An 11589-nucleotide genomic window follows, 5' to 3' on the forward strand; every position below is an offset into this window, starting at 1 on the left:
CGTGACGGTCACGCTCGAACTCTGAGGGTCAGGTGCCGATGACGTCGAGCCCAACGCGCCGCACCCTGAGCGCAGGCGCTGCCGCCCACCCCGTGCAGCTACCAACGCCCCGACCCATCGCTGAGGCGGATGGGATCGGTACCGGCGCTTGTTACGATGGTGCGCCTGTCCTGATCGCCAGGACCTTGTCGATCCGGCGTCCGTCCATATCGACGACCTCAAAGTGCCACCCATCGGCTTCGAAGGCGTCACCCGCGGTCGGTATCCGTCCCAGTTGGAAAATGATGTATCCGGCCAGTGTGTTGAAATCGTCTGAAGCCGGGTCCTGAGACAAGCCGAGCCGCTCGAACGCTTCGCGGGCTGACATCATGCCGTCGATCAGCAGCGAGCCGTCGGGACGCTCGACCACGTCGGGTTCCTCACCCGCTTCTGGGATGTCTCCCGCAATGGCCTCCAGCAGGTCGGTCTGGGTGACGATGCCCTCGAGGCTGCCGTACTCATCGACAACCACCGCCATCCGCATCGGTTGGCTCTGGAACGTTTCCAGCACCGCCAGGATCGTCATGCTCTCGTGCACCACGATGGGCGGCTGCGTGACGGCGGCGATGTCGATATCGTGCCCATCGAGCACCTGGTCCAGCAGGTCCTGCTTGCGTACCAGGCCGACTAGCTCGTCGACCTCGCCGCGGCTCACCACGATCTGCGCGTGGCCGCACGCGCGCACAGCCTTGAGCATCTCGTCGCGAGGATCGTCGGAGTCGATCCATTCGACTTCATGGCGCGGGGTCATGATGTCCCGGACCTTGCGTTCGCCGATGGCGAAGATGCGTTCGACCGCTTCCTGCTGCACCTCGCGGATCAGGCCGGCCTCCTGGCTCGCCTGGATGAGCAGGTTGAGCTCGGCTGTTGAGTGAAGCGAGCCCTCGCCGTGCCCGGCCCGTAGGTCAAACAGGCGCAGCACGCCGTTGCCGAGCCCGTTCAGCAACAGGATTGCCGGCCGGAACACGACCAGGAACAAGCCCAGCGGTCGAACCACCGCGAGAGCGGTGCGCTCACTCCGCTGCAGGGCCAGGCTCTTCGGGGCGAGTTCGCCGAGCACGATGTGCAGGGACGTGATGATCGAGAAGGCAATCGCGACCGCGACCGTGTGGGATGCCACGGTCCCAAGGCCCAACGGAAGCCAATCCAGCGCCGGCTCGATAAGGTGTGCGAGCGCCGGCTCGCCGATCCAACCGAGTGCCAGAGAGGACAGTGTGATTCCGAACTGTGTGGCGGCGAGGTAGGCATCAAGCCTGTCCGTCGCCCGTTGGAGAGCTGTGGCGTTCGCCCGCCGCTCTGAGACCAACTCGGCGACGCGGCTGCGGCGCACCGAGACCAGCGCAAACTCGGCCGCCACGAAGAACCCGTTGGCGAACACCAGGAACAGGACGGCTAGCAGTCCCAGCGCCGTCGACCACGCATCCTCGGAAATGGACGTTCTCCTTCTCGAATAGACGACCCGACCTACCAGCTTAGGCGGACCTGAACCAAACAGGTGCGGCCGTTTCAGGCTCGCCGGTCGTCGTGGTCTCGGTCGCAGACGATCATCCGCTCAAGGCCTCAATGTCCGTTTCGGTTTATCGAGCGGCTACGGGCAGATCGGCCCAGGGCCTGCCCAGAACGTGCCATGGGTCGGCCGTGGGCGCCCGGGCGATGCCCGCTGTTTCTGCATGGCCGCCCGACGGCGGACCAGCCAAATCCCACCCGTCCCAGACGCGAGACAGGACGACGGCGCGATCCGTTTATGGCCGAATGCAGCTGCTCCGCTTCGGACAACGCACCGTGAAAGCGGATAGGCTTATGCCGAACCATTCTAAGCGAGAAGGGAACGGCAGACGGGGGCGGCGTGACAGTCCGCCTCAGCCCAGGAGTTGGGGTATCGGTGCGAACCGGCAGGCATGGCAGGCGTTGCCAAATACCTGAGGGAGAACGCTTTCGATGCAGCAACGCTGGCCGAGCCGGTTATGGATCGTGCGGCACGGCCAAAGCGCCGGCAACGTCGCGGCAGATGCGGCTCACAGCGCGAACTCGGCGCGGATCGACATTGCCGAGCGGGATGTCGATGTTCCCCTCAGCACCCAGGGCGAGCGCCAGGCCGACGCTGTCGGACGCTGGTTCGCGGAATTGCCGGGCGACAGCAAGCCCGAGATCGTTCTGACGTCGCCCTACCTTCGGGCGCGGCAAACCGCCGAACACATCCGGGCCGCCGGCGGCTTGGCGCCGGACGCGCCGCTCGCGACAATCGATGAGCGCTTGCGCGAGCGGGAACTCGGCATCCTCGACCGGCTGACGCGGGCCGGGGTCGAGGAACTGCATCCCGAGCAGGCCGCGATACGACAGCGCCTCGGTAAGTTCTATCATCGGCCTCCGTCTGGCGAGAGTTGGTGCGATGTGATCCTGCGCCTCCGCAGCGCCCTCAACACGCTTGCGCTCCACCACGCCGAGCGGCGGGTTCTGATTGTCGCGCATCAGGTCGTGGTGCTCTGCCTGCGCTACCTGATCGAAGACATGACGGAGGCGGAGATTCTCGCCATCGATGCCGCGGACGATGTCGCCAATTGCTCGATCACAGAATACGTCTTCGATCCCCATGCGGCTGGCATCGGAGCGCTCGCGCTGGAGCGGTACAACTTCGTCGCCCCGGTCGCCGAAGCAGGCGCCTCCATCACCTCCGAGCCTGACGCGAACGTGGCCGCCCGATGAACCCTACCCTGCTGACAGCTGCGACGCTCAAGGAACGGTCGCTCCCGACACCCCGGGAGGGCAGCAAGGATGAACGCGGCAGCGCGCTTATCCTCGGAGGTTCGGCTTCAGTCCCGGGTGCAGCCCTGTTGGCCGGCGTGGCGGCTCTGCGCGCCGGGGCTGGCAAGCTGAAGATCGCCACGGTCCAAAGCGCAGCCGTCGGCATGGCGCTGACGGTGCCGGAAGCCATGGTGATCGGTCTTCCGGAGACCTCCGAGGGCAGCATCGACGGTGTGCGCGCCTTGGAATGCCTGCGCACGGCGGCGAAGGGCTGCGATGCCCTTCTGGTCGGGCCCGGCCTGCTGGGGAGCAAGCCAACGACGGCAATGGCAGTCGAACTTCTGCAGGCGCTTCCAGCAGCCACCTTCATCCTTGATGCGGCCGCAATCTGCGCCCTGGCCGCGCATGCCGATGACGTCCGACGTCATAAGGGCCGGGTCGTGATCACGCCCCATGCCGGCGAGATGGCGCAGCTGCTGGATCGGAGCCGGGACGCCGTGGAGGCGGATCCACTCGACGCAGCGCTTACAGCCGCCGACCTGCTGCAGGTGGTCGTCGTGATGAAGGGAGCCCAGACCTGGATCGTCGACCCGCAGGGTGCGCGCTGGCTCTACGAAGGCGGCGGCGTAGGGTTGGCGACGTCCGGCTCCGGCGACGCGCTCGCGGGCATCGTCGTCGGGTTGCTCGCTCGCGGCGTGAACCCGCTGACGGCGGCTCTGTGGGGCGTCTACTTGCACGGAGAGGCCGGACGGCGATTGGCCGCGTCGGTCGGTCCAATCGGCTTCCTCGCCCGGGAATTGTCGGGCGAGGTGCCTCGGCTGTTGTACGAGGCGTCCGCCTGAGGTCGGGCCGCACGAGCCGCCTTCGCACGGCGGCGCAGCCCAAACCGCATCGCGGGCCACAGCCTGTTCTGTCGGCATCCGCCTGCAGCCGGACGATCCCCCACGGCAGCCGAACGATGGTCGAGCGCAGGTTCGGCGAGCCAAGCGTTGCATCGCGTTGAAGGATTCACGCATTGATTGATCTGAACACTTCGACGGCGGACGAACGCGACACCGTGGCGGCCCTGAAGGGCCACGGGTTCGAGATCGTGCGCTACCGCGAGGAGCGCGGCAGGTTCACCAGCCTGCAACAGCTTGATGAGGTGCCGGGCCTGAGCGGCAAGACGGACGGCATTTCGGACCACGTCACGATCGCGGCAAGCTGAATGCTCATCGTCAGCGGCCTGCCGATCGTCGCCCGCCCATCCGGGTCCGGTGAGCCTAGGCTTGTTCACAATGGCCTCCAGCCTGTCCGGAACGGTGCGGTAGGCCGGGGAGACGTCGTTCGCACCGGGATCGACAAACAATGACGGATTTGGTGGCCCATGGCGCAGCGTTCGCCCGCGCGGTTTCAGGCTTCGGCCCGAAACCGCCGATCGTTCTCTGTCACGACGATGCCGACGGCGTATCGGCGGGGGCGATCCTGGGCCGTGCCCTGGAGCGCGCCGGATATGGCCCCGTGGACGTGCAGGTGATCGGCCGGGGCGCCTCGCTCTGGGCGCCGGCGACCCGGGAGGCACTGGCGTCCAGAAGCCCAGTGGGTATCGTGGTGACCGATCTAGGGGTTCAGGCGGGGGACATCATCCCCGGTGTGCCGACGGTGCTGGTCGATCACCATGTTCCCCGTTCCCTGCCCGATTCCGCTGGAACGACGGTCATCAGCGGTCACGAGGATCTGCCGATCCCGACCTCCAGCGTTCTCGCCCATGCCTGTGCGGCGGCGCTGGGTGAACTCGGTTCTGGACGGAAGGCACAGGCCGCATGAAGCGCCGCGCGCTGATCGTCGGGGCGTCGCGTGGGCTTGGCCTGGGCCTGGTTGCGCGCTTCCTCGAACGCGGGTGGGATGTGACCGCCACCGTCCGCAAGCCGTCCGCTGCCCTTTCGGACCTCGCCGGCCGGGGCGCGCTGGCCATCGCGACAGGCATCGATATCGACGATGACGACGCCGTCCGCGGGTTTGCGAACGCGTGTGCCGATAGGCCGGCCTTCGACATCGTTTTCGTCGTCGCTGGTGTCGCGACACAGGCGGGTATTCCCGCTGGGCAGATACCCCGCGACGTCGCCGCCGCGGTCTTTCAGACGAACGCCCTGAGCCCGATCCGTTTCGCAGAGGCGTTCAACAAGCGCGTGGCCGAGGATGGCCTTATCGTTCTGATGACGTCGAAGCTGGGCTCGGTCTCGCTGAACCGCGGCGGTGGGTGGGGGAGCTACAGGGCAAGCAAGGCAGCCCTGAATACCCTGGCCCGGTCTTTCGCGGGTCAGCATTCCGGGGCGCGGTGGGGCGTCCTCCTCATGCACCCGGGATGGGTGCGGACGGATCTCGGCGGCCGTCGCGCAACCCTCGATGTGGACACCAGCGCCCGCGGAATGGTCGCGGTCGTCGAAGCGCAGCTCGGTCAGCGCGGCTGCACGTTCATCGATCATACGGGCGCGACGGTGCCGTGGTAGCCGACACCGCGCGCGTGTCTCTCGGCGACGAACGGCATGAGGCCCGACACGGGTTCCTCACCCTGCGGCAGTCCAGCCGATCGCGACAGTCATGGGATCGCTGGAACCTCCCTCGGGCTTGAGGACCCGCGCTTCCGTGCGGGCGAAACCAGCGCGGAGAAGGTACAAATCGACGAGCTGAGCGTGCCCTGCACCGTCGAGGGCATTCCAGATGGCGACAGCCTTGGTCGGAAAGCGGCGGTTCGAGAAACTGATCACCACAGGGGCGCCGGGGCGCAGCACGCGCGCGATCTCGGACAGGACGGCCACAGGTTGCTGAAGGTACTGCACCGACACGCAGATCAGCGCGGCATCGACGGATGCCGTATCGACGGGCAGGCGCGGATCGGCGTTGAGGTCCTGAACGAAATGCCGTGTCAGGCGCGGGTTGGCGGCGAGTTCTGCTGCGTTCAGGCCATGCCCGATGACGCTGGCATAGGCGACGTCCTCCGGCAGGTGACTGACCCAACTCGACATCAGATCGAGAACGTCACCGCCCGCCGGGACGATCTCCCTATAGAGGTTGGTCACTGCTGCAATCGCCGCGGCATCGATATGGGTCACGAAGCGGGGATGCGCGTAGAACAGGGGATCTGGGTCGCGGTCGTACTTGGCGAATGCGTCCGGTGGAAAGTCTGACAATTCCTGACCCATCATCACGTGTGTCTCCGGTATCGAACGGCGCGCCGGCCTCGAGGACGCGTGCGCGAACAGATCCGATGTCTCGCCTTAAAGAGGGCCGGACCGCCCCTGATGGGAGATGTCCTCGTCGCCGCATCGGCACGGTGGGGCGCGCAAACGGGTCGTCATGGGGCTGAGCAGGCGCCATTTCCGCGGTCGCAGGGAAGACGAGAATCGTGATCGTCGGCGATGGATGCCGTTCTAGGTGTATGGTCCCGGAATGTGGTGTGACGGATCGATCCTGAAGCGTTCGGGTTCTTTCGTCCAGACCTGAAGGACATGCTCGTAGGGCGTGAGGCCGCGCAGGGTCTTCAGCCGACGGGCATGGTTGTAGGCGTCCACGAACAGCTGCAGGTGCACCCGGAGCTGTTCGTGGGTCTCGGAGTGGTCGCGCTTGACCGTGGCGTCCTTGATGGTGCGGTTCATCCGCTCGACCTGACCGTTGGTCCACGGATGGTTGGGTTTGGTCAGGCGATGCTCGATGCCGTGCTCGTGGCAGACGCGATCGAACATGTGCCGGCTGTAGAGGGCGGTCGGGCCTGAGCGGTTGCATGGGGCATGGCAGAATTGCACCCCGTTGTCGGTCAACACCGTGTGGATCTTGTACGGCACGAAGGCGACCCGTTCCCGGAGGAAGTCTGAAGCGATGTAGCGGTTGGCTTCTGCTTCCAGCTTGGCGAAAGCCAGCTTTGAGGTTCGATCGACGGCCACAAACAGATAGAGCTTGCCCTGTTCTGTCCTGACCTCGGCGATATCGATGTGCCTGTAGCCGATGGGGTAATCGGCGAAGCGCTTATTCTTGGGCTTGTCGCCTTCCATCTCTGGTAGGCGGCTGATGCCGTGCCGCTCAAGGCAGCGGTGCAGCGACGAGCGGGTCAGGTGCGGGATCGTGGGCTGCAGGCCGTAGAGGCAGTCATCCAGCGGCAACAGCGTGTGCCGCCGGAAGGCTACGATGACGGCCTCCTCCTCTGGGGTCAGAACCGTCGAACGAGGCTGCTTCGGCCCCATGGCGGCATCGCCCGTCGTCTGCCGAGTTCGCCACTTGGATCGTCGTCGGGCTGACGCCGTAGCGCTTGGCTGCCCCTCTCACGCTGTCTTGACGTAGCTGTATTGCGCGACGGACCGCCTCCGTCGTGGTGGCGCTTCCATGGAGAACCTGGCCCATAGCGCATCCCTCGCAGCATGGTGGTCAACCGTACCGCCACACCGAGGGATCAAACATTCTCCGCAGAGACGATGCCGGTTACTGCAGCGCTGATCGAGCATGTGTTCCAGGACGGCGAACTCGCCGTGTTGGCCGTTAAGGCCGTCAGCGATCGACCGCGCCCGTATACCCTCAAGCCTGATCTCACCACGTTCGGGCATCAATCAATCAGTGCGGCCTACCTGAGCAGTCATGCTCCATTCGCGTATCTCGCAGCGACGGTACGGGCGCAGCTCGTGCCGGACAAGCGTCAGGCGCAATTTGAATTCGCGGCCTCCTGCGGGGCCATCCACATGATCGCCAACTTTCCTTCCCCGTTCCGTTAATCGCCACAAGGGCCAGCATGATCAGCTCGGTTTGACCGAACATCGGGGCTGCGGCGGGTACTGATGGTGCAACTGCTCGCATCGAGCATGTTGCGAATCCGCAACGTCGGTCACTGGATAATTACAGTTTTAAACTGATCTAACTCAATCTCTGCGCGTGATAGTGATGTATCTTGGTGAGATCCAGGATATATGAGAATTATTCTAAGAATTATTGTAGGGTAATTGCATTATCTGCACGGAATTAAATCTTGATCCGCATTGTATCTCGCTCGTAACTCCTTATCGGGAGGTCGAATAGATCTCAGTACGGACCGGCTTCCGTAAGAAGCCGCGGAGTGAATGATGGGCTGGACGTTCAGATGTCGTTTCCTCGGGCTTCTGCTGACGAGCACCCTATCTGTCGCATCCGCGCATGCACAACGGGGGGTAAATCCGGCCGAACCCACCGAGGTCGTCACCCTCGACCAGCTCACGGTCGAGAATGCGGGCGACCGTCCGGAGCCTCAGGGTGGCGTTACCGTCGGGTATCTCACCAAGCAGACCCGCAGCGCGACCAAGACGAACACGCCGGTCATCGACATCCCGCAATCTATCACCATCGTTCCGCGGGAGCAGTTCCTGGATCAGAATTACCAGAATTTAACTGAGCAGCTGCGGTTCGTACCGGGCCTGATACCCGCGCAGGGCGAAAGCAACCGCGACCAGGTCCTGATCCGCGGTCAGAATACCAGCGCTGATTTTTATATTAACGGCATCCGTGACGACGTTCAGTACTTCCGCGACTTGTACAACATTCAGCGCATCGAGGTCCTGAAGGGGCCGGACTCGCTGATCTTCGGCCGTGGCGGCGGAGGTGGCGTCATCAACCGCGTCCTTAAGGAGGCGGATGGCTACCGCGTCCGGGAGATTGTCGCCGGCGGAGGCCAGTTCGGCGACAAACGCGTCGCGGTCGATGTCGGCGATCGGATCAGCGACAGCGCCTTCGTCCGCCTGAACGGCATGTTCGAAGATTCGGGGACCTACCGCCAGTTCGGCGACCTGACCCGCTACGGCGTCAATCCGACCGCCACCTTCCTCATTGACCCGCAGACGACGTTGAAGCTGTCATACGAGTACTTTCACGATCAGCGCTTTCCCGACCGGGGCATCCCCTCGCAGTTTGGCCGCCCCTACCGGTACCGTGATAACATCCGGACCTTCTTTGGCAATCCGGACGTAAACTTCACGAAGGTCGATGCGAACATCGCCACCGTGCAGCTGGACCACCATTTCGACTCGGGTGTCGAGATGCACAGCCAGTTACGGTTTGCCGATTACGACCGGTACTACGTCAACACGCTTCCAGGCAGTACCGTGAACGCAGCGGGGACCGCCGTGACCATAACCGGCTATCGCAACGAAACACCGCGGACGAACTACTTCAGCCAGAACGATTTCACCTATATATTTGTGACAGGGGATATCAAGCACACCCTCCTCGGCGGGTTTGAGCTCGGCTATCAAGAGGGGCTGGCCTACAGGCAGTCGCTGTTCTTCGGGAACAGCCTTGCGAGCAGCATCGTCGTCAATCCGCTCCGCCCACTGACGTTCGCGCCGACATCCCTTCGCAACAACGGTACGACGGACTCGAACGCGCGGTACAGCCTCGGCCTCGCGGCCGTCTACGCTCAGGACCAGATCGATATCACCGACTGGCTGCAACTCGTCGGCGGCCTGCGTTACGATCATTTCGATTTCGCCTCCACCGACCGGCGCACCCTGCTGACCAACGACCGCGTGGACGATCCGATCTCACCGCGCGCCGGTCTCGTGCTGAAACCGCTGCCGAACCTCGCCCTCTACACGAGCTACAGCGTGTCTTACCTGCCCTCGTCGGGCGACCAGATCGGGAACTTCACACCGGGCTTGGTCATCGCCAAGCCGGAGCAGTTTGAAAACACCGAGGTTGGCATCAAGTACGACGCCAGCCCGCGCTTCCAGCTCACGGCCGCGGCCTACAATCTGGACCGGTACAACCAGCGCTTGGCCGATCCCAACAACCCCGGCTTCTTCATCCTTTCGGGGAAGACCAACACACAGGGCTTCGAGATCGGCGCCAACGGGTATGTCACCGATTGGTGGCAGATCGCGGGCGGCTACGCCTTCACCGATGCGCGCATCGCCAGCGCGACCTCAGCGACGATCGTGGCCGGCAACACGGTCGGCTTGGTCCCGTTCAACGCCTTCACATTGTGGAACAAATTCGACCTGACGCGCGAATTGGCTGTCGGCGTCGGCATCCTCAATTACTCACACACCTTTGCCGCCTCCGACAACACGGTCCGGCTTCCAGGATACACGCGGATCGATTTGGGTCTGTTCTATAACATCAGCGAATCCGTCCGTGCGCAGATCAATATTGAAAACCTGTTCGACCGGCGGTACATTTCCACGGCGGACAACAACAACAACATCACGCCGGGCGCTCCCCGGACAATCAGGGCACAGATCATCGCTCGGTTCTGAAGGCGGCTGATCCGAAGTGTTCCAGCGGCAAGGGCGCGGACTATTCAAACGTACGAAGAGACGCGGCACCTTGGTGCGGTCCGCACCCGCCATGACGCAGGCGCGCGTTGAGGCCTGTTTGGCTGAGGCAGCAGCGGCGAGTGAGCTTCCGGGTGGGACGGACATTCGCGCTGACTTGGTTTGTGCAGACCGTTCAGAGCGGCAAGTCGATCCTGGCCCGTGACGGGGCGAGCTGGAAGGCGTGGCGCAAGCGGCGATGCTGAGATGGGACGCGTGCACCTGAGGGAGGCCGACCCGGCCGCATAAACGACTTCAAAGTCCAATCTTCTCGCAGACCACGACCCTGTCTCTGGCGTGCAGCCGCCCGATCTCGCCGATCGCCGCGCTTCTGGCCGCCGTCGCCCCCTCCCCATCCTACGGCCCGCTGCTCGCGTCTCATGAGTTTGAGCGCTATGGGCGATGCCGGCATGGGTGCGGCTGTCGCTCGACGCCATCCGCAGATTTGAGCCGGGAAGATCGAGCATGCCGAATACGTCTGGCCTAAATCGGACTTTGGGCAGCGCCATCGGTGTCATCGCATTGGTGTCGGTCCTGAGCAGCGGCGCTGTTCTCATCACGGCAAACCAGCTTCGGGATGCAACGGACGCTCGAAACCGCTCCAATCAGCTGATCCGCGGGCTCGATAATTTCCGGACGGCCATGCTCAATCAGGAGACTGGGTTGCGCGGCTACCTGCTGACCGGGCGAGAGGCCAGCCTAGAGCCGTACCGAGCTGGACGCTCGGCTTTGGACAAGACCATCAGCAGCCTCAAAGTTATGATCGGCAACGATGCCGAGCGCACACGGCTCCTGGCCGACGCAGTGGTGGCGGCTCGCAGTTGGCAGACCGATATCGGCGAGGCTGTCGTCCAAAAGGTAGCCGATCCGACGACCCGAGCTGAAGCGGTACGCGTCGAGGCTGACGGAAAAGGCAAACAGTTCTTCGACACACTGCGCGAGCGGCTTGCGGCTATCGAAACCCTTGAGGATGCCGTCCGTGTGACCTTGGCTGCGCGTGTCGCGCAGGCCCAACGTGACGAAAGCGTAGCCTTGTGGGGCGGCACCCTGCTCACGCTCCTGATCTGCGCTGGCATATGGATCGCAATCAACCGTCTGATCGTCCGCCCGCTCGTGCGCGTCATTGCTTTCGTCGCGCAGGTTGGAGAGGGCGACCTGTCGGGAAGGCTGGAGACAGGCGCGGGTGGCGAAGTCGGTCGCCTTGGTACGACGCTGAATGCGATGGTGGCCGGCCTCTCGGACCTCGCCAAGACCAACCGCGCGGCAACCGCCGACCTCAACGCCGCCGCGGCCGAGATCCGTGCCTCGGCCCAGGAGCAGGCGGCCTCGGTCGAGCAGCAATTCGCCGCCGTCCAGCAGACCGCCGCTACCATGGATGAGATCACTCAGTCGGGCGCTCAAACGGCCAAACGCGCCACCGAGGTGATCGCCACCGCGCAGGCCACCGCCCAGACCTCTCGGCAGGGCCTGCGCGCCGTCTCCGACACCGCCAAGGCCATGGACT

Annotated in this window: 10 protein-coding genes and 1 pseudogene; 8 read left to right on the plus strand and 3 right to left on the minus strand. The window is 64.1% G+C overall.

Features of this window, described 5'->3' with window-relative positions; genetic code table 11:
• Nucleotides 1-151: 151 nt before the first annotated feature.
• Entirely contained in the window at nucleotides 152-1420 is a 1269-nt protein-coding gene (locus tag OXS49_RS30625) for a hemolysin family protein (protein WP_267428375.1), read from the minus strand.
• A 557-nt stretch (nucleotides 1421-1977) separates the two neighbouring features.
• Here OXS49_RS30625 and OXS49_RS30630 point away from each other — a divergent pair.
• The 5 genes from OXS49_RS30630 (at nucleotide 1978) to OXS49_RS30650 (ending at nucleotide 5270) form a co-directional block, all read left to right on the plus strand.
• Nucleotides 1978-2742, plus strand: a complete 765-nt coding sequence (locus OXS49_RS30630; RefSeq protein WP_267428369.1) for a histidine phosphatase family protein — start codon at nucleotides 1978-1980, stop codon at nucleotides 2740-2742.
• Nucleotides 2739-3623 (plus strand): NAD(P)H-hydrate dehydratase, encoded by an 885-nt coding sequence (locus OXS49_RS30635; protein ID WP_267428370.1) that lies wholly within the window; start codon nucleotides 2739-2741, stop codon nucleotides 3621-3623. The genes OXS49_RS30630 and OXS49_RS30635 overlap by 4 nt, the downstream gene beginning before the upstream one ends.
• Before the next feature lie 173 nt (nucleotides 3624-3796).
• The gene (locus tag OXS49_RS30640; RefSeq protein ID WP_267428371.1) at nucleotides 3797-3988 is read left to right on the plus strand and encodes a helix-hairpin-helix domain-containing protein; all 192 of its coding nucleotides are present in this window, start codon (nucleotides 3797-3799) and stop codon (nucleotides 3986-3988) included.
• A 140-nt stretch (nucleotides 3989-4128) separates the two neighbouring features.
• Complete coding sequence (locus OXS49_RS30645; protein ID WP_267428372.1) at nucleotides 4129-4587, plus strand: hypothetical protein; 459 nt, start codon at nucleotides 4129-4131, stop codon at nucleotides 4585-4587.
• Nucleotides 4584-5270, plus strand: a complete 687-nt coding sequence (locus tag OXS49_RS30650; protein WP_267428373.1) for an SDR family NAD(P)-dependent oxidoreductase — start codon at nucleotides 4584-4586, stop codon at nucleotides 5268-5270. Before OXS49_RS30645 ends, OXS49_RS30650 begins: the two co-directional genes overlap by 4 nt.
• Before the next feature lie 57 nt (nucleotides 5271-5327).
• Here OXS49_RS30650 and OXS49_RS30655 read toward each other — a convergent pair whose 3' ends face one another.
• Nucleotides 5328-5963: a methyltransferase domain-containing protein gene (locus OXS49_RS30655; RefSeq protein WP_243999678.1), complete on the minus strand. Its 636-nt coding sequence runs from the start codon at nucleotides 5961-5963 to the stop codon at nucleotides 5328-5330.
• Nucleotides 5964-6191: 228 nt separating this feature from the next.
• Nucleotides 6192-7155: pseudogene (locus OXS49_RS30660) on the minus strand (IS481 family transposase).
• A gap of 17 nt (nucleotides 7156-7172) precedes the next feature.
• On the opposite strand from OXS49_RS30660, the gene OXS49_RS30665 reads away from it, so the two are divergent.
• The 3 genes from OXS49_RS30665 to OXS49_RS30675 form a co-directional block, all read left to right on the plus strand.
• Nucleotides 7173-7520 (plus strand): hypothetical protein, encoded by a 348-nt coding sequence (locus OXS49_RS30665; protein ID WP_267428374.1) that lies wholly within the window; start codon nucleotides 7173-7175, stop codon nucleotides 7518-7520.
• Nucleotides 7521-7865: 345 nt separating this feature from the next.
• Entirely contained in the window at nucleotides 7866-10028 is a 2163-nt protein-coding gene (locus OXS49_RS30670; protein ID WP_267428376.1) for a TonB-dependent siderophore receptor, read from the plus strand.
• A gap of 522 nt (nucleotides 10029-10550) precedes the next feature.
• A partial coding sequence (locus OXS49_RS30675) for a CHASE3 domain-containing protein (protein ID WP_267428377.1) occupies nucleotides 10551-11589 on the plus strand: 1039 nt, incomplete at its 3' end.

It is taken from the genome of Methylobacterium sp. GC_Met_2 (genome assembly GCF_026540795.1).
Classification (GTDB): domain Bacteria; phylum Pseudomonadota; class Alphaproteobacteria; order Rhizobiales; family Beijerinckiaceae; genus Methylobacterium.